The sequence below is a fragment of the Streptomyces sp. NPDC059718 genome (assembly GCF_042733315.1).
GTDB lineage: Bacteria > Actinomycetota > Actinomycetes > Streptomycetales > Streptomycetaceae > Actinacidiphila.
In genome coordinates this window covers 1-19,680 of the sequence record NZ_JBHWGA010000036.1, presented here as the reverse complement: position 1 = coordinate 19,680, position 19,680 = coordinate 1, and the positions used below count along the sequence as shown (strand labels likewise).

Genomic DNA, 19,680 nt, shown 5'->3' with positions numbered 1-19,680 from the left:
CCTCCACCGACCCACCAACCCGACAGGGAGTACGCCCCCGTGGCCACGTTCCTCTACCGGACCGGCCGGTTCGCCTTCCGGCGACGGCACTTCGTCGTCCTGATCTGGGTGGCGCTGCTCACCCTCGCCGGTGTCGGCGCCGCCAACGCGCCCGCCGCGGGCAGCTCCTCCTTCTCCGTGCCCGGCACCGAGTCCCAGAAGGCCTTCGACCTCCTCGACGAACGCTTCCCCGGCGCCGGCTCCGACGGCGCGACCGCCCGCGTGGTCTTCAAGGCCCCCGCCGGCGGGAAGATGACGGAGAGCACCAACAAGAAGGCCGTCCGGCAGGTCGTGAAAGAGCTGCGGCAGGGCGCCGAGGTCGCCTCCGTCGACGACCCGTACACGGCCAAGGCCGTGAGCGAGGACCGGACCGTCGCCTACGTCCGCGTGGCGTACGAGGTCCCCGGCATGGAGCTGCGGGACTCCTCCCGCGAGGAACTGGAGACCGCCGCCGGGCACGCCCGCGACAGCGGGCTGACCGTGGAGATCGGCGGTGACGCGCTCCAGACGAGCCCGGAGACCGGGTCCACCGAGGTGATCGGCATCGCCGTCGCCGCCGTCGTCCTGGTGATCACCTTCGGTTCGCTGGTCTCCGCCGGCCTGCCCCTGGTCACGGCGCTGATCGGCGTCGGCATCGGCGTCAGCTCCATCACCGCGCTCGCAAGCGCCCTCGACCTGGGGTCCACCACCTCGATCCTGGCGATGATGATCGGCCTGGCCGTGGGCATCGACTACGCCCTGTTCATCGTGTCCCGCTTCCGCGCCGAACTCGCCGAGGGGCGGCAGGGCGAGGAGGCGGCCGGCCGCGCCGTCGGCACCGCGGGCTCCGCCGTGGTCTTCGCCGGGCTGACCGTCGTGATCGCGCTGGTGGGGCTGTCGGTCGTCAACATCCCGATGCTGACGAAGATGGGCGTGGCCGCCGCCGGCACGGTCGTCATCGCCGTCCTCATCGCCCTCACCCTGGTGCCCGCCCTCATCGGCCTCGCCGGCCGGCGCGTCCGGCCGGCGGACGCCGGGGGCCTGTTCCGCCGCCGCGAACGGAACGCGCACCACGCCCACCGCAGGCCCCCCACCGAGCGTCCCAACATGGGCACCCGCTGGGCCCGGTTCGTCATCCGGCGGCCCGTCGCCGTCCTGCTCGTCTGCGTCGCGGCGCTCGGCGCGGTGGCCGTGCCGGCCGCGTCGATCGAACTCGGCCTCGGCGACGACGGCTCCCAGCCCGTCTCGACGACCCAGCGCCGGGCGTACGACCTGCTGTCGGAGGGCTTCGGCCCCGGTTTCAACGGGCCGCTCGTCGTGGTCGCCGACGTCAAGGGCGCCGACGACCCCCGGGGCGCGGTCCGGGAGGCCGTCGCGGACATCAAGGGCCTCGACGACGTGGCGGCCGTGACCCCGGCGACGTTCAACAAGGCCGGGAACGCCGCGATCATCAACGTGGTGCCCGCGTCCAAGCCGAGCAGCGCCGAGACCGAGGACCTGGTCAAGGCGATCCGCACCACGGGTGACGGGATCACCGAGCGCACCGGTGCCAAGGTCTCCGTCACCGGCACCACGGCGCTGAACATCGACACCTCGCAGAAGCTCACCGACGCGCTGCTGCCCTACCTGGCGCTCGTCGTCGGCCTCGCCTTCGTACTGCTGATCGTCGTGTTCCGTTCGGTGCTCGTCCCGCTGAAGGCCGCCCTCGGCTTCCTGCTGTCGGTGGCCGCGGCCCTCGGCGCGGTCGTCGCGGTCTTCCAGTGGGGCTGGCTGGCCTCCCTGCTGGGCGTGGAACAGACCGGCCCGATCATGTCGATGATGCCGATCTTCCTGGTGGGCGTGGTCTTCGGCCTCGCCATGGACTACGAGGTCTTCCTGGTCACCCGGATCCGCGAGGCGCACGTCCACGGCGAGCGGCCCGGGCAGGCCATCGTCACCGGCTTCCGGCACGGCGCCCGGGTGGTCACCGCCGCCGCGGTCATCATGATCGCCGTCTTCGCCGGGTTCATCGGCTCGGGCGAGGCGATGATCAAGTCGATCGGGTTCGGGCTGGCGATCGCGGTCTTCTTCGACGCCTTCATCGTGCGCATGGCCATCGTCCCCGCGGTGCTGGCGCTGCTGGGCCGGCGCGCCTGGTGGCTCCCGTCCTGGCTGGACCGGATCCTGCCGAACGTCGACGTCGAGGGCGAGGGGCTGCGCCCCGTGCCCGCCGCGGACGGGGCGGAACCGTCCGGTACGGCGGCGGAACCGGAGCCGGCCCGCGCCTGACCCCACGCCCGACCCCGCGCTCTCCCCGGCGCGTTCCCCCGGCCCCGCCGCGCCCCTGCGGCGGGGCCGGGGGCCTGGTGGGTAGCGTGGGGCGCGGGCCCTGCGACCGCCGTACGGGCCGTGAAGGGACGGCGCACGGTGCAGCAGGAATCGGCGGACTTCCCCGCCCTGGCCGCGCCCGGTGCGGGGGACCTGGCCGCGCTCGACGAGCGGCTGACCGGCTGCCGGGCCTGCCCGCGGCTGGTCGCCTGGCGCGAGGAGACCGCCCGGGTCCGGCGCCGCGCCTACGCCGGGTGGGAGTACTGGGCCCGTCCCGTGCCGGGCTTCGGCCCGCCGGACGCCGCGCTGGCCCTGGTCGGTCTGGCCCCCGCCGCGCACGGCGGCAACCGTACCGGCCGGATGTTCACCGGCGACCGCTCGGGCGACGTGCTGTTCGAGGCGCTGCACGCCGTCGGCCTGGCCTCCCAGCCCACCTCCACGGAACGCGGCGACGGCCTGGAGCTGTACGGGGTACGGGTGACCGCGCCCGTCCACTGCGCGCCGCCCGCCAACAAGCCCACCCCCCAGGAGCGGCTGACCTGCCGCCCCTGGCTGGTGCGTGAACTGGAACTGCTGCGGCCCACGCTGCGCGCGATCGTCGTCCTCGGCGCGTTCGGCTGGCAGGCGCTGCTTCCCGTGCTCGGCGGCGCGGGGTACCGGCTGCCGCGGCCGCTGCCCCGGTTCGGGCACGGCGCGCACGTGGAACTGGCGGCCCCCGCGGAAGGGGAGCCTCCGCTGCACCTGTTCGGCTGCTACCACGTCAGCCAGCAGAACACCTTCACCGGGCGGCTCACCCCCGCCATGCTGCGCGAGGTCCTCGCGACGGCCGCCGAGCGTGCCGGGCTGCCCGTGACCCGCTGAGACTCAGCCCGCGGCGCGCACGATCGCGCCGGCGACCACGGGCAGCGAGCCCGGGTGGTCCGCCAGGAACAGGTTGGGCTCGATGAGCTCCAGCTCCATCACGCACGGGGTGCCGTCCTCGGCGTCGACCAGGTCGACCCGGGCGTAGAGCAGCTCCGGCGTGCCCGGTACGGCGGCCAGCGCCCGCTCCGCGGCGGCCAGTTCGGCCTCGGTCGGAATCCAGGGGCGCACCCCGGGGTGGGCGACCTTGCGCTGGTCGTAGCGCGTGTCCGGGGACAGCACGGCGTTCTTGGCGATGGCGTGCAGGAACCGGCCCCCGAGGAAGACCAGGGCGCGCTCGCCGGTGGTGTCGATCCGCGGCATGTAGGGCTGGACCATCGCGGTGAAGCCCTCCTCGTGCATCCGCGCCACGTGCGCCCGCGCCTCCTCGTGCTGCCCGGGGCGGTAGCGCGCGGCGTAGCGGGCGCCCGCGCCCGCGGCGGGCTTGACCACGAAATCCCGGTCGCCGGGCAGCCCGCCGGTGCCGCCGCCCGGCGGGAGGTAGCGGGTGGCGACCGCGGGCACGCCGAGGGAGGCCAGCTCACCGAGGTAGCGCTTGTCGGAATTCCAGCGCACGACCGCGGGCGGGTTGAACAAGGTGGTGGCGGCGCCGCAGCGGTCGGCCCAGGCCAGGAACTCCTCGGTGCGCACGGTGTAGTCCCAGGTCGACCGTATGACCACCAGGTCGAACCCGGCCCAGTCGACGTCCGGGTCGTCCCAGTGCACGATCACGGCCTCGGCGCCCGCCGCCGCGACGGCGTCCCGCAGCACAGGCAGGTCGCGGTCGACGGTGCCCTCCGGAAGGTGCGCGGTGGTCACCAGGGCGATCCTCGGCTGCGGCACGGGGGCTCCTCGGGGTCGGGCGGAGATCTTGCCGTCCCGCAGGCTACCCGGGGGGGGAATCGCCGGTGGTCACGGGGCCTCCGGGCACGCCCACGGCGGCCGTGCACAATGGCGGCATGCCCAAGTCCCGCCCCGGCCGCCGTTCCGCCCCGCGCCCGCACTCCCGTCCCGTGCCGCACTCCCCCGGCACGCCCTGCCCCTGCGGGCTGCCCGCCACGTACGGCGACTGCTGCGGCCGCTACCACCGCGGCCACGCCGCCGCCCCCACCGCCGAGGCCCTGATGCGCTCCCGCTACAGCGCCTACGCGGTGCACGACGCGGCGTACGTACTGCGCACCTGGCACCCGGAGACCCGGCCCGCGGAGCTGGACCTCGACCACCACCTGCGCTGGGAGCGGCTGGAGATCCTCGCCACGACCGACGGCAGCGCCTTCCACAGCGAGGGCACCGTCGCCTTCCGCGCGCACTACAGCCTGCGCGGCGAGCACGACGCGATGGAGGAGAACAGCCGCTTCGTCCGCCACGACGGCGCCTGGGTCTACGTGGCGCCCCTGCCCTGAGCGCGTCGCGGCGAGGGCGCACCGCCCGGGGAGCCCTCGGCGCCGAGCGTCCCGGGCCGCCCCCTCACCTGACCCGTCTGCCGGGGCTCATCGCTCCGGGAGCCCCGGCGGCGTCACCATCGACTGCGGCCCACCGCCCGGCGGTTCCCGGCGTGCATGCCGTCCGCCCGCCCCACGGGGCGGCACCATTGCCGGGGCGCGGTCGCACACACCAAGCGGGGCAAGAAGGTGGTAGACGTGCGACGTCTCTGCCGCCGCGGCACCTCGCCGTGCGAGAACCCGTCCGCGCGGCGGACTACCGCCGGCCCATCGCCTGAGCTCGGTCCTGGAGCGGCACCCCGGCGAGGAAGCAAGCGACTTCCGGCGATGCCGTCGCAGCACCGACGCCCCGGCCGAACGCCGGCGGGAGGGCGGGGAGCGAGCAACCCGCACACGGGCTACGGAGGGGCGACGGTGCTGCGCGGACCGGGCGCCTCACCGGCCGTCCGAAGGCGGCGGGGTCACCGCTCCGGGGAGCCCCCGGCACCGAGGCCGCGCGGCCGCACCAGGCCCGTCTCGTAGGCCAGCACCACCGCCTGGGCCCGGTCGCGCAGCGCCAGCTTCGCGAAGATGCGGGCGACGTGCGACTTCACCGTCGCCTCGCTCAGCGTCAGTTCCGCGGCCAGTTCGAGGTTGGACAGGCCGCCGCCCAGCAGCGTGAGGACCTCCAGCTCACGGGGGGTCAGGGCGGCGAGGTCGGCGTGGACCGAAGGCCCGTCCTGCGCGGCCGCGGCCCCGGAGGCGAAGCGTTCCACCAGCCTCCGCGTGATCGACGGCGCCAGCAGGGCGTCCCCCGTGTCGACCAGCCGTACGGCCGCCGCCAGGTGCTCCGGGGTGACGTCCTTGAGCAGGAAGCCGCTCGCCCCCACCGACAGCGCCGTGTAGACGTAGCGGTCCAGGTCGAAGGTGGTCAGGATGAGCACCCGGCACTGCGGGGTCCGCTCCAGGATGCGGCGGGTGGCCTCCAGGCCGTCCATGACCGGCATGCGGATGTCCATCAGCACGACGTCCGGCCGCAGCCGGTGTGCCTCGGCGACCGCCTCCACGCCGTCCGCGGCCTCGCCGGCCACCGTGATGCCGCGCGCGGTGAGGATGAGCCGGAAGCCCGTCCTGATGAGGGTCTGGTCGTCGGCGATCAGCACGCGGGGGGCCGCCCCGTCCGCGGCCGCCGTCACGGCCGGTCCAGCGGGATGCGCGCCCTGACCCGGTAACCGCCGCCGAGGCGGCGCCGGGCGTCCAGGTCTCCCCCGTACACCGCGACCCGTTCGCGCAGGCCCAGCAGACCGCGTCCGGTGCCCTCACGGCGGCGCGCCACGGCGCGGGCCGGGGCGGACTGCGCGGGCTGCGCGCTCCCGGCTCCGTTCAGCACGCTGGGGCCGGTGTTGAGCACCTCGACGCGCAACGCACGCTCCGCGTACCGCACCGTCACCTCCGCCTTCCCTCCGTCGCCGTGCCGGAGCGCGTTGGTCAGCGCCTCCTGGACGATGCGGTACGCCGTCACGTCGATGCCCTGCGGCAGGGGGCGCGGTTCGCCGGAGACGCGCACCTCGACGGGCAGCCCGGCGAAGGAGACCCGGTCGACGAGCGCCCCCAGCCGGTCCAGGCCGGGCTGCGGGGCCAGCGCCTCGACGCCCTCGTCGCCGGGCCCATCCGGAGCAGACTCCCCGGCCCCGGCGTCCTCGCCGTCCACGCCGTCCACGCCGTCCGGGGACGGCGCCAGCAGTCCCAGCAGGTGCCGGAGGTCGGTCATGGCACCGCGCCCCGCGTCCTCGACCGCCCGGAGCGCCGCCGCGGCCTCGTCCGGCATGGTGCCCAGCACCTCACGCGCCGCCCCGGCCTGGACCACCATGAGGCTGACGTTGTGACTGACGATGTCGTGCAACTCCCGCGCGATCCGGTCCCGTTCGGCCGCCACCGCGGCGCGCGCCGCGCTCTCCCGTTCCCGCTCCAGCAGCCAGCCGCGCTCCCCCACGGCCGCCTGCCAGCGGCGCCGCATGCGCACCAGGGCCACCGCCAGGCACACGGCGGCGAAGCACGCCACCCCCAGGGCCACGACCAGCACGTCCGGCTCCCCCCTTCGCCACGGGATCACCTTCGCAGACGACCACCCCGGACGCATCAGCCCCTGGATGCAGGGTTCCTGCATCCCCAGGATGAGATCCCCGGCAAGGTGCCATCCGGGGAGGGATGTCCGGGCCGCGCCGCGCCCCTAGCGTCCTGTGCATGGTCACTGAGGACAGCAGCGGGAAGACCGTCGTACGGCTCGACGGCGTACGCAAGGAATACGGCGAGACGACGGCCCTGAACGGCGTCACGCTGGAGATCCGCGCCGGGGAGGCGGTCGCGGTGATGGGCCCCTCGGGGTGCGGCAAGTCCACCCTGCTCAACATGATCGCCGGCCTGGACCGGCCCACGTCCGGCACGGTGCTGGTGCACGGCGAGGACGTGGGGCGGTTGAGCGAGCGGGGCCTCGCCCTGTACCGGCGGCGCCGCATCGGCATGATCTTCCAGTTCTTCAACCTCGTCGACGACCTGTCCGCGCTGGACAACGTCGCGCTCGCCGCCCAGTTGACCGGCACCCCCGCCCGGCCGGCCCGGCGCCGCGCCCTGGAACTCTTCGAGGAACTCGGCATCGCGGACCGCGCGAACGCCTATCCGGCCGTGCTGAGCGGCGGCGAACGGCAACGCGTCGCCGTGGCACGCGCCTTGATGAACCGGCCCGCCCTGCTGCTCGCCGACGAGCCGACCGGCGCCCTGGACAGCCGCGCGGGCGAGCAGGTGATGGACCTGCTCCTCGACCTCAACCAGATCGGGCAGACGCTCGTCCTGGTCACGCACGACGAGCACCTCGCACGCCGCTGCGCCAGCCGCCTGGTCACCCTCGCCGACGGCCGGGTGACCGGGCAGCACACCCTGGAGCCGTCCGCATGAGGGCGGTGTGGCGGGCCGCGCGGGCGGCCGTACGGCGGCGCAGGCTCCAGACCCTCGTCATCGCGCTGGTCACCCTGACCTCGACGGGGGCGATCGTCGTCGCGCTCGGACTGGTCGACGCTGCCTCCGCGCCCTTCGACAAGGCCTTCGGCAAGCAGCACGGACCCCATGTCGTGGCCGCGTTCGACCGGTCCAGGACCTCGGACGCCCAACTGGCCGAGGCGGCACGGGAACCCGGCGTCGAGGCCGTCTCCGGACCGTTCCCGCAGGCCACGGTCGAGCTCCCGCGGGACACCGCCAAGTACGGGGTCTTCGGCGAGGTCACCGTCGTCGGCCGGGCGGAGCCGGGCGGGGCGGTGGACCGGCTGGACCTCTGGGCGGGCCGCTGGGCGACCGCGCCCGGCGAGGTGGTCCTCAACCGGCAGCCGGACTGGACCGCCGACGACCTGGGCAAACGCATCCCGGTCCCCTCCGGTCCCACGCTCACCATCGTGGGCTTCGCCTTCGACCTGAGCCGCACCGCCGACGCCTGGGTCGCGCCCGCCCAGATCGACGCGCTGCACCCGGCCACCACGCAGCTGCTCCTCCGCTTCTCCGACGCGTCGTCGGACGCCGGGCTCCGCGAGCAGCTCGGGGCGGTGACCGCACGGCTCCCGCAGGGCGCGCTCGCCGGTTCCCAGTCGTACCTCACGCTCAAGCACCGGATCGGTGGGGCGGCGCGGGCGTACGCGCCGTACCTGATGGCCTTCGGCATCCTCGGCATCGTGGTGTCCGTGCTGATCGTGGCCAACGTGGTGAGCGGCGCCGTGATCTCCGGCTTCCGGCACATCGGCATCCTCAAGGCCCTGGGGTTCACACCGGGACAGGTGCTCGCCGTGTACCTGGTGATGGTGACCGCGCCCGCGGTCCTGGGCTGCGCCGTCGGCGTGGTCGCCGGGAACCTGCTGGCGGGGCCCTTCTTCGAGTTCACGTTCACCGGACCCGACGCGGGCGTGTTCCACGACAGCGTCGGCATCGCGCCGTGGGTGAACGTGCTCGCCCTGCTCGGCATGCCGGCCGTCTGCGTCCTCGCCGCGCTCGCCCCCTCGCTGCGCGCGCACCGGCTCTCCGCGGCGCGGGCGATCAGCGCGGGCACCGCCCCGCGGGCGGGGCGCGCCCTGGGCGTCCAGCGACGCCTGGCCGGCAGCCGGCTGCCGCGTTCGGTGAGCCTCGGCCTGGGGCTGCCGTTCGCCCGGCCCGGCCGCAGCACCCTCACGGTGGCCGCGGTGGTCCTGGGCGTGACCACGGTGACGTTCGCGTCCGGCCTGGCCACGACGATGACCCGGTTCGGCAGCGCGGGCCGGGACGCGTACCAGGTCACCGTGTACGCGAGCAACGTGCGGCACGGCGAGGTCGTCGACCCGGAACACACGGACCCCGAACTCGACTCCCTGCTCGGCTCGTTGCCGGGAGTCGCAGGGATCACGGCCCGGGGGGACGCGGAAGTGACGGTCGCCGGTTCCACGCGCAAGGCCATGCTCGAGGGCCGCCGCGGCGACGGGCCCGAACTGGACGGCGTGCTCACCGAGGGCCGCTGGATGCAACGGGCCGGAGAAGTCGTCGCGGGGACGGCCTGGCTCCGGCAGTCGGGCGTGCGCGTCGGCGACGACGTGCGGCTGCGGAAGGGCGACCGGAGCGAGGAGGTGACCGTCGTCGGCGCGTTCATGGAGAGCAACGGCGAACTGCTCGTCGTCGACTGGCCGACGTTCACGGCGCTCGCCCCCGAGGAGAAGCCCATCGCCTACCACGTCAAGCTCCGCGACGGCACCGACCCGGCGGCCTACGCCCGCGCGGCCGCGGCCGCCGACCCGGGCGTCAGCCCGGCCGTCACGGGCCCGAACGCCATCACCCACACCGTCGTCGGCTCCGCCTCGGTGCTCACCGCGATGCTGGCCGTCGTCGCGTCGCTCGGCGTCTTCAACACGGTCGTCCTCAACACCCGCGACCGGCGCCGCGACCTGGGCATGCTCAAGTCCATCGGGATGACCCCGCGGCAGGTCACGGTGATGATGACGATCTCCATGGCCGCCCTCGGCGCCCTCGGCTCCGCACTCGGCGTCCCGCTGGGCATCTGGGGCTACCGGCAGGTCGTCCCGCGCATGGTGGACGCGGTCGACCTCACCCTCCCCCCGTACATGACGGACGTCTGGCACCCCCCGGCCCTGACCGCCCTCGCCCTGACGGGCATCGCCATCGCGGTCCTCGGCGCGTACCTCCCCGCCCGCCGTGCGGCCCGCCTGACCATCGCGCAGGTCCTGCACAACGAGTGACGGCGCGCCCGCGAGCCGCCCCCGCGCCCCACGCCGGGAGCCCCTGCCGCCGGCCGGGGAAGGGGCACCCGGCGTGGGCCCGCCCGAAGCCGGGATGGCGGGTTCCCGCAGGCATCGCCTGGCCCAGGCCCACCTGCCGGCCGCACAAGGTGCCCCGGCAACAACCAGCCGGGAACAACGTAAATCCCCGTGTCGGGTCCCGTCCGCGATCGCGCACAGTGGTCAGCACCTGGGGCGCGTCGGGCGTCTCCAAGCGTCGGCCCACCGGCGGCCCGCCGCGCGTTCAGCACGCCCCGGCGTCGCCCCAGCGCCGGGCCGGGTACCTGCGCCGCATCACAGAGCCGGGGGTGCCGACAGACCCCACGTGCGGCCTGCGCGACCGCTCCCGACGCGTTGACCCGCGTAGGACCAGGCGTTGGCGGATCCAAGGCATACCTCGGGCCGAGGCTGTGGCCTGCATGGCGATGCCGGCCACGGGTACCGTGCGGGCGCCGACGCCTCCACCGATCCATCGCTCACGCGCGACTCCACCCGTGGCCGTGCTCGACGAAGCCACCGGCACCTTGGGTGCCCTGCCGATGCGTCGGGCGCGCGCGTCGGCGGGCGGCAACCGCGTTCCCCGGGCATGCCGGTGCCCGGACGCACCGCGCCTCCGTGGGGCGGGGCACTTCCGCGAGGGGTGGGGTTCGCGGGATCCTGCGCGGGACCGGGCGGCGGTGGTCTTGGGGGTGGGGCGGTGCGGCGAGGCTGGGTGCTCGGGCTGCTGGCACTGGCGTCGGGCGTGGTGTCGGTGGCCCTGGCCGTCGCGGTGAACGTCGCCACGGGAGGCGTCCTGCCGCCCGCGCTCCGCCCGTTGGCGGCCTGGGCCTGGCCCGCGGTCGGCGCGGGTGCGGTCGCCGCGGCCGGGCTGGCCCTGTGGCAGCAGCGTCTCCAACTCCCCGCGGCGCCGTCCGCCGCGGTCGCAACGGATCCGGCCCCGCGTCGCACCCCCGCGCAACTACCGCCCGAGGTCGCCGACTTCACCGGACGGGAGGCCGACGAGGCGGCGCTGCGGGCCGCGATCGCGGGCGGCGCCCGGGTGGTGGCGATCGCCGGCCCCCCGGGAGTCGGCAAGTCGACATTGGCCAACCGGTTGGCGCACCTGCTGCGCGCGGCGTATCCGGACGGCCAGCTGTACGTGAACCTCGGCGCGGGGCGCGGCGATCCGATGCCCCCGGACGAGGCGCTCGCCCGGTTCCTGGCCGCGCTCGGCGACGCCGAACCGGCCCCGTACGGCGACGCCGAGGCCCTGGCGGCGCGCTACCGCAGCCTGGTGGCGGACCGCGGGCTGCTGGTCGTCCTGGACGACGCCCAGGACGCCGCCCAGGTACGGCCGTTGCTGCCCGCGGGCCCGCGATGTGTGGCGATCGTGACCAGCCGCCCGCTGCCGGCCGATCTGCCCGAGGCGGTCGCGTTCGAGCTCGCGCCACTCGGCACCGCCGACGCCCTGGTGCTGCTGGCCCGCGTCAGCGGATCGGACGGCGGCGCGGCCGACGCGGAGGCCGCCGCGGCGGTGGTCCGGGCCTGCGGGGGGCTGCCGCTGGCGATCCGGGTGGCGGGCGCGCGCGCCGCCCGGTCCCGGCTGGCGGTGGCCGAACTCGCCCGGCGGCTGGCGGACGAACGGACCCGGCTGGACGAACTCCACTTCCGCGCCTGGGCCGTCCGCGCCACCCTCGGCACCGCCTACGAGGACCTGGCCCCGCGGGACCGCCGCCTGCTGCGGCGGCTCGGCGCCTTCCCGGGCGGGGAGTTCCCCGTGGGGGCGGCGGCCGCGCTGGCCGGGACCGGCGGGTCCGAGGCGCGTGACGGGCTCGACCGCCTGGTGGACGCGCAGCTCGTGGAGGGCGCGGGCGGGGAGCGGTACCGCCTGCACGACCTGATCCGGCTCTTCGCCCGCGAACGGCTCGCGGCGGAGGAGCCACCGGGCTCCGCGGACCGCATCACCGAACGCCTCCTGGACTGGTACGCGGACGCCGCCCGGGACCACCCGCCCCGCTGGATCGCGGACGAGGCGGCCAACCTCGCCGCGGTCGCCCGGCAGGGCGCCGCGGCCGGCGCTCCCGAGCGCGTGTTCCGGCTGGCCGAGGCCGCCGAGCACGGCTGGCACCTGCAGCATTACCACGCGCAGCGGCTGCGGGTCTGGCAGGCGGCCGAGGATGCCGGACGGGCGGCCGGCGACGCACACGTCACCGCGCGCGCCGCCTTGGTCATCGGCTCCATCCACGGCGCGGACGGCAACCTGGAGCAGGCGGCACCCCTGCTGCGGGAGGCGGCGGAGCTGGCGGGCCGCACCGGCGACACCAAGTGGGAGGCGGACGCGCACCGCCACCTCGGGGACGTACTGCGGCAGACGGGCGGAACCGCCGAGGCCCTGCACCACCTGCGCCGTGCGCGGGATCTGTACCGCGCGCTCGGCATGCCCCCCGACGAGTCCGACGCACTCGGGAAACTGGCCACGGTGCACCTGGTGCGGTGGGAGTTCGACGAGGCCGCGCGGGAAGCCGAGCGGGCGCTGGCACTGCTGGCGGACGGCGCGGGCTCCTCACCCGCGTACGCCCAGCTGCGCGGGCTCGCCGCGGCCGCGTACCTGCGGCTGGGCCGCGTCGCGGAGGCCCGGGCCGCGGCGGAGGAGGCCGTGGCGGTCCACCGTCGCGCCGGCAACCGGCTGGGCGAGGCGTACGGTCTGGGCGGCCTGGGCCTGGTAGCCCGCGAGGAGGGGGACACGGCGACCGCGCTGGCCTGTCACCGTACGGCGTTGCGCCTGTTCGAGGAGCTGGGCAACGCGCCGGGGACCGCCTCCGCCCACGGGGACCTCGGTGGTCTGCTCGTCCTGCTGGGCGATCCCGCCGCGGCGGTCCGGGAGTTCGAGGCCGCCCTCACGGTGCTGGGCGGTCTGCGCCATCCCGTGGCGGAGGGGCTGTGCCGGCTGCACCTGGCCGAGGCCCTGGCCCTCGCGGGTGACCCCGCGGGCGCCGCCCGGGAGCAGCGTTCCGGCGAGGCGCTGCTCGCCGGAACGGACGGCTGGCCGCAGCTCGACGAGGCACGCGCGCGTCTCACCGCCCTCGGCCTCCCGGCCACCGCCACGGGCTGACCGCCGACCGCCCCGTCTCAGCGCGTGCCGCGCAGCCGCTCCATGTCCCGCCGGTCCCGCTTGGTCGGCCGGCCCGTGCCGCGGTCGCGGAGGACGGGGGCCGGCACCTGCTCGGGGGTGGGCGGCGGAGGGCTGTTGTCGACGAAGCACTCCGCGGCGACGGCCGCGCCGACCCGCTTCCGCACCAGGCGCGTGACGACGACGATCCGCTCGTGCCCCGCACCTCGCAGCCGCACCTCGTCACCGGGGCGGACCGCGTGCGCGGGCTTGACGCGCTCGCCGTTGACCCGCACGTGCCCGGCACGGCATGCGGTGGCGGCCATGGAGCGCGTCTTGGTGAGCCGTACGGACCAGATCCAGGCGTCGACCCGCACAGGGCCTTCGTCGTCAGCCATGCCACGACCCTAGCGCGCCCGGTTCCCGGAACGCGGCGTCCGGTATGCGCTCTTGACGGAAGGCCCCGCGGCCCACAGGATGCGCCCAGGCATGCACACGTCAAACGTGCCTCCGTACCGCCCGCACAGTCCCGCGCAACTCCATCCCCCACACACCGGAGTGACCTGTGCCCGCATTCAAGATCGTCGCGGCCGGGGCCGCCACCGCGCTTGCCGCGGCCCTGCTCACCGCCTCCGCGACACCCGCGTCAGCGACACCCGCCTCCGCACGGCCCGCCGCCCTCGCGGCCGCTCCCGACATCCCGGTGGCGAACGTCAAGGCGCACCTGAGCCAGCTGCAGTCGATCGCCACCGCCAACGGCGGCAACCGTGCCCACGGCAGAGCCGGGTACCGGGCCTCGATCGACTACGTGAAGGCCAAGCTGGACGCCGCCGGCTACACCACCGCGCTCCAGCAGTTCACCTCCGGCGGCGCCACCGGCTGGAACCTGATCGCCGACTGGCCCGGCGGCGACACCAACCACGTGATCATGGCGGGGGCGCACCTCGACTCGGTCACCGCGGGGCCCGGCATCAATGACAACGGCTCAGGCTCCGCCGCGGTCCTGGAGACCGCCCTGGCCGTCGCGCGCGAGAACCTGCAGCCCACGAAGCACCTGCGGTTCGGCTGGTGGGGCGCCGAGGAGCTGGGCATGATCGGCTCCAAGGCGTACGTCAACGGCCTGGCCACCACCGACCGGGCCAAGATCGACGGCTACCTGAACTTCGACATGATCGGCTCGCCCAACCCCGGCTACTTCGTCTACGACGACAACGCCGCGCTGGAGAAGGTCTTCAAGGACTTCTTCACCGCCAAGGGGATCGCGACCGAGATCGAGACCGAGGGCGACGGCCGCTCCGACCACGCGCCCTTCAAGAACGCCGGCATCCCGGTCGGCGGGCTGTTCTCCGGCGCCGACTACACCAAGACCTCGGCCCAGGCGCAGAAGTGGGGCGGCACGGCCGGGCAGGCCTTCGACCGCTGCTACCACTCCTCCTGCGACACGGCGTCGAACATCAACGACACCGCGCTGGACAACAACAGCGACGCGATCGCCAACGCGATCTGGACCCTGGGCACCGCCACCGCTCCCCCGCCCGGCACGGTCTTCGAGAACACCGCGGACGTCAGCGTCCCCGACAACGGCGCGGCCGTGACGTCCTCGATCACCGTCAGCGGCATCAGCGGCAACGCCCCGGCGGCCCTCGCGGTCGGCGTGGACATCCGGCACACCTGGCGCGGGGACCTCGTCGTGGACCTGGTCGCCCCGGACGGGAGCAGCTACCGGCTGAAGAACTCCAGCAGCAGCGACTCCGCGGACAACGTCATCGCCACGTACACGGTCAACGCCTCGAGCGAGGTCGCAGGCGGCACGTGGAAGCTGCGCGTGCAGGACGTGGCCTCCCAGGACACCGGCTACATCAACAGCTGGAAGCTGACCTTCTAGCCGCCCGCGCCGGTGGTGGCCCCCGTTCCCACGCAGGGGGCCGCCACCCGGACCATCGCGGGCGCCGCCCACGTGGGCCACGACGGAACGTGACCCCGCCCTCGCTCTACGCGCCGGGCGCGCGGGGCGCCCGCTGCGGGTACCCGGTCACCGTCCTACGCTGAAGAGGGGCGCGGCTTGCGGTGCCGGACGCACCGTGCCGGGCCTCCCGCGAGAGGAGAACCGCTGATGAGCAGTCATCACACCAATTCCCACGTCGACGTCCTCCTCACCGGCTGCGAGCGGCAGGACGCCGGAGCCGTGCTCGGCGCGTTGGAGGCCGCCTTCCCGACACGTCCCGGCGAGTCGCTCACCGAGGCCGTGGAGCCCCGCCCCGGGTCCTCCCACCCGACCGTGTGGGCCGCCTCCGTCGACACCCGCAGCCACGGCCACGAACTCGGCCCCGTCCACCTCGACGGCTCCCTGACCGCGGACCTCTCCGGCGGGCCCCGCCACGTACGCGAGGTCAAGAAGGTGCTCGGCGACTCCTTCCGCCTCGAGGAGCAGGGATCGGTCTCCGGCGACCAGGAGGTCGAGCTCCGCCTCCGCCTCACCGAGCTCCCCGACGGCCGCTGAGCCGTACGGCGTCCCCGCCCGGGACGGCTCGCCAGGCGAGCCGTCCCGGCTCCTGTCCGGGGGCTCATCAGGCCACGTCAGGCGACGTCACGCCACGAAGAGCCCGGTGCCCTCGCCCTCGGAGCCGCCTCCGTCGCGGACGGTCTGCGCGGCCGCCGCCAGGCGCTCGACGGCATCACGCGCGACGGGCCCCCCGACGGTGAAGGGCAGCCGGACGTAGCCCTCGAAGGCGCCGTCGACGCCGAAGCGCGGACCCGAGGGGACGCGGACGCCGAGGCGCTCGCCCGCGACGGCGAGGCGGGAGCCGGAGACGTCGCCGGTCCGCACCCACATGGTCATGCCGCCGGACGGGACGGCGAACTCCCAGTCGGGCAGCCGCTCGCGCAGCGCCGCCACGAGGTCGTCGCGGTGGGCGCGGGCCCGTTCGCGACGGGCCGCGACCGCGTCGTCCCACGCCCCGGTGCGCAGCAGCCAGGCCACGGCGAGCTGGTCGACGACGGGCGAGCCGAGGTCGAGGTAGGCGCGGGCGCTGACGAGGCGGCGTACGACGTCGGGCGCGGCACGGACCCAGCCGATGCGCAGCCCGGCCCAGATGGCCTTGCTCGCGGAGCCGACGGTGATGACGCTGCCGCCGCGGTCGAAGGCGGCCATCGGGCGCGGCGCGGAGGCCGCGGCGTCGAGCGGCAGCTCGGCCATGGTCTCGTCGGCGACGAGGACGGTCCCGGCGGCGCGGGCGGCCTCGACGAGGGCGCGGCGCTGGTCGTCGGGGACGAGGGTGCCGGTGGGGTTGTGGAAGTCGGGCATGACGTAGGCCATGCGGGGTGCCGCGTCGCGCAGGACGCGCTTCCAGGCGTCGAGGTCCCAGCCGCCGAGCCCCTCGCGCATGGCGACCGGGACGAGCCGGGCGCCGTTCTCGCGCAGCAGTTCCAGGACGTTGGCGTAGCTCGGCGACTCGACGGCGACACGCTCGCCGGGGGCGCCCAGGCGGCGCACGGCGGCCGCGATGGCGCCCATGGCGCCGGTGGTCACCATGATCTGCTCGGGGAGGGTGGGGATGCCGCGCGCGGTGTAGCGGGCCGCGATGGCCTCGCGCAGCACGGGCAGTCCCGCGGGGAAGTCGCCATGGGTGGCCGAGTAGGACGGCAGGTCGGCCAGGGCGCCCTCGACCGCACGCGTCAGCCACGGCTCGGGGGCGGGCAGCGCCGCGCAGCCGAGGTCGATGACGGTGCCCGCGGCGTCCGGGGGCAGCGGCTCCAAGCCGCGGGTCGGCAGGGCGTGGCCCTCAGGGACGGCGGTCCACGTGCCGGCGCCGCGCCGTGACCGGGCGAAGCCCTCGGCGCGCAGCGCCTCGTACGCTGCGGCGACGGTGGTGCGGCTGACGGCCAGGGCGAGCGCCAGCTCGCGTTCCGCGGGGAGCCGCGCGGCCACGGGCACGCGTCCCTCCAGGACCAGGACCCGGATGCCGTCGGCGAGCCCCCGGTAGGCGGGGACGCGGCGGCCGGTGGCACGCTGCGCCGGACGGGGCTCGAGCAGGCGCGCGAGATGAGTGACCCCTACCGTTGCGGTCCACTGCGACATGGTTTCCGGTCCACCTTCCGCATATTGGCCATGGATTTCTCCCAGGACCATGCCACATAGTGTCGCGCATCCACTCGTCATGGCCATAGGGGGGTCCCATGGAGGGCCAATCCAGAACCGCACGCCGCCTGTTGCACCTGTACGCAGGACTGGCCCTCTACGGCGCGAGCGCGGCCCTGCAGGTGCGCGCCGCGCTGGGTCTCGACCCGTGGGACGTCCTCCACCAGGGCATCTCGCGGCACACCGGGGTCAGCATCGGCCTGGTCTCGGTGGCGGTGGGCGCGCTCGTCCTGCTGCTGTGGTGGCCGTTGCGGCAGCGGCCGGGCCTCGGCACCGTCTCCAACGTCTTCGTCGTGGGCCTGTCGATGGACGCGACCCTCGCCCTGCTGCCCCAGCCGCACGGTCTCGGCGTGCGGATCCCGCTGCTGGTGGCGGGCGTGGTGCTCAACGGCGTGGCGACCGGCCTCTACATCACCGCCCGGTACGGCCCCGGCCCCCGCGACGGCCTGATGACGGGCCTGCACCGCCGCACGGGCCGCTCGATCCGCCTGGTGCGCACCGCGATCGAGGTGACCGTGCTGGCGGTCGGCTTCGTGCTCGGCGGCAGCGTCGGGATCGGCACGGTCGTCTACGCGGTGTCGATCGGGCCGCTGGCCCAGTTCTTCCTGCGGCTGTTCGAGCTGCCGCGGTCGCGGCCGGAGGACGAATCCGTGGTCGTCGCCCGTGGGCGGCGGCCGGTGGCGGACACGCCGGAGGGGCGCGCCATACTGCCGGAGTGAGTGCCATACGCCATCCGTACCTGGACAGCCCGGCCCCGATCGCCTTCGCCCACCGCGGAGGCACGGCGGACGGCCTGGAGAACACCGCCTGGGCCTTCCGGCGGGCCGTCGACCTCGGCTACCGCTACCTGGAGACCGACGTCCACCTGACCTCGGACGGCATGCTGGTCGCGTTCCACGACGCGGCCCTGGACCGGGTCACCGACACGCGCGGGCGGATCGCGGACCTGCCCTGGAGCCAGGTGGGCCGGGCCCGCGTGGCGGGCCGCGAGCCGGTGCCGTTGTTCGAGGAACTGCTGGAGGAGTTCCCGGACGCCCGCTGGAACGTGGACACCAAGTCGGACGCGGCGGTCGAGCCCCTGGTGGAGGCCGTGCGCCGCGCGGACGCCTGGGACCGGGTGTGCGTGGGCTCGTTCTCCGAGGCCCGGCTGGTCCGGGCCCGCGCGCTGGGCGGCCCGCGGCTGGCCAGTTCGCTGGGCACCCGGGGCGTGGCGGAGCTCCGGCTGCTCTCGCGCGGCGGCCGGGCCGCCGCGCGGCTGCTCCTCGCCGCGGCGCGGCGGCGCGGCGCGGTGTGCGTGCAGGTGCCCGAGCAGGCGTACGGCATCCGGGTCGTCGACCCCGCGTTCCTCGCGGCGGCGCACAGACTGGACCTGCAGGTACACGTGTGGACGATCAACGACGAGGCCCGGATGCGCGCCCTGCTGGACCTGGGCGTGGACGGGATCATGACGGACCGGCTGGAGGCCCTGCGCGCGGTGTACACCGAACGCGGGGCCTGGACCTGACGGCCGGTACCCGTCGCCCGCCGGCACCCGTCACACCTTGGCCTCCTTCGTCTTGGACATACGGGCGAAGACCACGACGTTGCCCGAGTACCCCGAGTCCTTGCTGTAGGTGCCGCCGCAGGTGATCACGCGCAGCTCGGGGTCATTGGTGTCCGCGTAGATGCGCTTGGCGGGGAACTCGGCCTTGGTGAACACCTCGATGCCGTAGATGGTGAAGATCGCCGTGGTGCCGTCGTCCCGGACGACGTCGATGGTCGAGCCCTTCTTCAGCGCCCCCAGGCTGTAGAAGACCGCGGGCCCGCTCTCGTTGTCGACGTGCCCCACGATGACGGAGGAGCCCCGGGCCCCCGGGCTGACCGAGTCCTTGAACCAGGCGGCCTCGCCCGCCTTCTCGAGCGGCGGGGCCGCGATCACGCCGCGGCTGTCCAGCCCCACGTTCATGATCGGCGCGTCGATGCTCACGGAGCGGATGCGGATGCGTGTCGGCTGGGCCGGCGGGAGCGGCGGCGGCGCCTTGATCCCCGCCGCGTCGGACAGCGCCGCGGAGGCCGCGGACGGCTGGGGCGGACCGTCCATCCCGGCGAAGCCCTGGAAGGTCAGCACCACCCCGGCGACGAGGACCGAGCACACCAGCACCCCGACCGCGCCGCGGCCGCGCCGCGTGAGCTTCAGCTGCCGGGGAGGCCTGGCGGCACCGCCGGCCGGACGGCCGGGACGGCGCAGGGGCTGACGCCGGGTCTGCTCCGCGGTCCCGCCTCGGGCCGGTGCGGCATCGGCGACCGGACGGGAGCCCTTGCCGGCGGGCCGGGCCGGCGGCTTCGCGGGAGCCGAGGCGGGTGACTTCGCCGGAGCCGGTGCCGCCTTCACCGGAGCCGATGCGGGCGGCTTCGCGGCAGGCGCAGCCGGTGGCTTCACCGGAGCCGATGCGGGCGGCTTCGCGGCAGGCGCAGCCGGAGGCCTCACCGGAGCCGACGCGGGCGGCTTCGCGGCAGGCGCAGCCGGAG

The 19,680-nt window shown here is 75.2% G+C and carries 16 protein-coding genes; 10 read left to right on the top strand and 6 right to left on the bottom strand.

All coding sequences use genetic code 11. The annotated features are described in order from the left end of the window. Positions 1-39 precede the first annotated feature (39 nt). A complete protein-coding gene (locus ACFV3E_RS32475) occupies positions 40-2,286 on the top strand; it encodes an MMPL family transporter (protein ID WP_500537901.1) in 2,247 nt (748 codons plus the stop codon). Positions 2,287-2,424: 138 nt separating this feature from the next. Further along, positions 2,425-3,186 carry a uracil-DNA glycosylase gene (locus ACFV3E_RS32470; protein ID WP_500537900.1) on the top strand — a complete coding sequence of 254 codons (762 nt, stop codon included), beginning with the start codon at positions 2,425-2,427 and terminating at the stop codon, positions 3,184-3,186. 3 nt (positions 3,187-3,189) lie between these two features. Here the strand turns inward: ACFV3E_RS32470 and ACFV3E_RS32465 are convergent, their stop codons facing one another. Continuing rightward, complete coding sequence (locus tag ACFV3E_RS32465) at positions 3,190-4,068, bottom strand: DcsG N-terminal domain-containing protein (protein WP_500537899.1); 879 nt, start codon at positions 4,066-4,068, stop codon at positions 3,190-3,192. Positions 4,069-4,184: 116 nt separating this feature from the next. Between ACFV3E_RS32465 and ACFV3E_RS32460 the strand changes: the two genes are divergently transcribed. Next, on the top strand, positions 4,185-4,628 hold the full coding sequence (locus ACFV3E_RS32460; RefSeq protein WP_500537898.1) for a YchJ family protein: 444 nt from the start codon (positions 4,185-4,187) through the stop codon (positions 4,626-4,628). 500 nt (positions 4,629-5,128) lie between these two features. Here the strand turns inward: ACFV3E_RS32460 and ACFV3E_RS32455 are convergent, their stop codons facing one another. Both ACFV3E_RS32455 and ACFV3E_RS32450 read right to left on the bottom strand, forming a co-directional pair. Next, complete coding sequence (locus tag ACFV3E_RS32455) at positions 5,129-5,842, bottom strand: response regulator (RefSeq protein WP_500537897.1); 714 nt, start codon at positions 5,840-5,842, stop codon at positions 5,129-5,131. Beyond that, a complete protein-coding gene (locus ACFV3E_RS32450; protein ID WP_500537896.1) occupies positions 5,839-6,729 on the bottom strand; it encodes a sensor histidine kinase in 891 nt (296 codons plus the stop codon). Before ACFV3E_RS32450 ends, ACFV3E_RS32455 begins: the two co-directional genes overlap by 4 nt. Positions 6,730-6,890: 161 nt before the next feature. Here ACFV3E_RS32450 and ACFV3E_RS32445 point away from each other — a divergent pair, with 161 nt between their 5' ends. The 3 genes from ACFV3E_RS32445 to ACFV3E_RS32435 all read left to right on the top strand — a co-directional run bounded on the left by ACFV3E_RS32445 (position 6,891) and on the right by ACFV3E_RS32435 (position 13,037). Further along, positions 6,891-7,598, top strand: a complete 708-nt coding sequence (locus ACFV3E_RS32445) for an ABC transporter ATP-binding protein (protein ID WP_499515586.1) — start codon at positions 6,891-6,893, stop codon at positions 7,596-7,598. Then, on the top strand, positions 7,595-9,907 hold the full coding sequence (locus ACFV3E_RS32440) for an ABC transporter permease (protein ID WP_500537895.1): 2,313 nt from the start codon (positions 7,595-7,597) through the stop codon (positions 9,905-9,907). The genes ACFV3E_RS32445 and ACFV3E_RS32440 overlap by 4 nt, the downstream gene beginning before the upstream one ends. A 736-nt stretch (positions 9,908-10,643) precedes the next feature. Further along, a complete protein-coding gene (locus ACFV3E_RS32435; protein WP_500537894.1) occupies positions 10,644-13,037 on the top strand; it encodes an ATP-binding protein in 2,394 nt (797 codons plus the stop codon). Positions 13,038-13,054: 17 nt separating this feature from the next. Here ACFV3E_RS32435 and ACFV3E_RS32430 read toward each other — a convergent pair whose 3' ends face one another. Further along, on the bottom strand, positions 13,055-13,432 hold the full coding sequence (locus tag ACFV3E_RS32430) for an RNA-binding S4 domain-containing protein (protein ID WP_499515583.1): 378 nt from the start codon (positions 13,430-13,432) through the stop codon (positions 13,055-13,057). Positions 13,433-13,599: 167 nt separating this feature from the next. On the opposite strand from ACFV3E_RS32430, the gene ACFV3E_RS32425 reads away from it, so the two are divergent. Next, the gene (locus ACFV3E_RS32425) at positions 13,600-14,919 is read left to right on the top strand and encodes a M28 family metallopeptidase (RefSeq protein ID WP_500363602.1); all 1,320 of its coding nucleotides are present in this window, start codon (positions 13,600-13,602) and stop codon (positions 14,917-14,919) included. 228 nt (positions 14,920-15,147) lie between these two features. Beyond that, entirely contained in the window at positions 15,148-15,534 is a 387-nt protein-coding gene (locus ACFV3E_RS32420) for a hypothetical protein (RefSeq protein ID WP_499515581.1), read from the top strand. Positions 15,535-15,621: 87 nt separating this feature from the next. Here the strand turns inward: ACFV3E_RS32420 and yczR are convergent, their stop codons facing one another. Then, a complete protein-coding gene (gene yczR, locus ACFV3E_RS32415) occupies positions 15,622-17,112 on the bottom strand; it encodes a MocR-like transcription factor YczR (protein WP_500537893.1) in 1,491 nt (496 codons plus the stop codon). A 98-nt stretch (positions 17,113-17,210) separates the two neighbouring features. On the opposite strand from yczR, the gene yczE reads away from it, so the two are divergent. After that, positions 17,211-17,891 (top strand): membrane protein YczE, encoded by a 681-nt coding sequence (gene yczE / locus ACFV3E_RS32410; protein WP_500537892.1) that lies wholly within the window; start codon positions 17,211-17,213, stop codon positions 17,889-17,891. Continuing rightward, positions 17,888-18,676, top strand: coding sequence for a glycerophosphodiester phosphodiesterase family protein (locus tag ACFV3E_RS32405; protein ID WP_500537891.1), 789 nt, complete (start codon positions 17,888-17,890; stop codon positions 18,674-18,676). The genes yczE and ACFV3E_RS32405 overlap by 4 nt, the downstream gene beginning before the upstream one ends. A 30-nt stretch (positions 18,677-18,706) precedes the next feature. Here ACFV3E_RS32405 and ACFV3E_RS32400 read toward each other — a convergent pair whose 3' ends face one another. Next, positions 18,707-19,348, bottom strand: coding sequence for a class F sortase (locus ACFV3E_RS32400; protein WP_500538004.1), 642 nt, complete (start codon positions 19,346-19,348; stop codon positions 18,707-18,709). Positions 19,349-19,680 lie beyond the last annotated feature (332 nt).

What these genes read in the sequence shown, in the direction of transcription:
- ACFV3E_RS32460 (WP_500537898.1), top strand. Translation starts at nt 4,185, where the DNA reads ATGCCCAAGTCCCGCCCCGGCCGCCGTTCCGCCCCGCGCCCGCACTCC.
- ACFV3E_RS32445 (WP_499515586.1), top strand. Translation starts at nt 6,891, where the DNA reads ATGGTCACTGAGGACAGCAGCGGGAAGACCGTCGTACGGCTCGACGGC.
- ACFV3E_RS32440 (WP_500537895.1), top strand. Translation starts at nt 7,595, where the DNA reads ATGAGGGCGGTGTGGCGGGCCGCGCGGGCGGCCGTACGGCGGCGCAGG.
- ACFV3E_RS32430 (WP_499515583.1), bottom strand. Translation starts at nt 13,432, where the DNA reads ATGGCTGACGACGAAGGCCCTGTGCGGGTCGACGCCTGGATCTGGTCC.
- ACFV3E_RS32420 (WP_499515581.1), top strand. Translation starts at nt 15,148, where the DNA reads ATGAGCAGTCATCACACCAATTCCCACGTCGACGTCCTCCTCACCGGC.
- yczR (WP_500537893.1), bottom strand. Translation starts at nt 17,112, where the DNA reads ATGTCGCAGTGGACCGCAACGGTAGGGGTCACTCATCTCGCGCGCCTG.
- yczE (WP_500537892.1), top strand. Translation starts at nt 17,211, where the DNA reads ATGGAGGGCCAATCCAGAACCGCACGCCGCCTGTTGCACCTGTACGCA.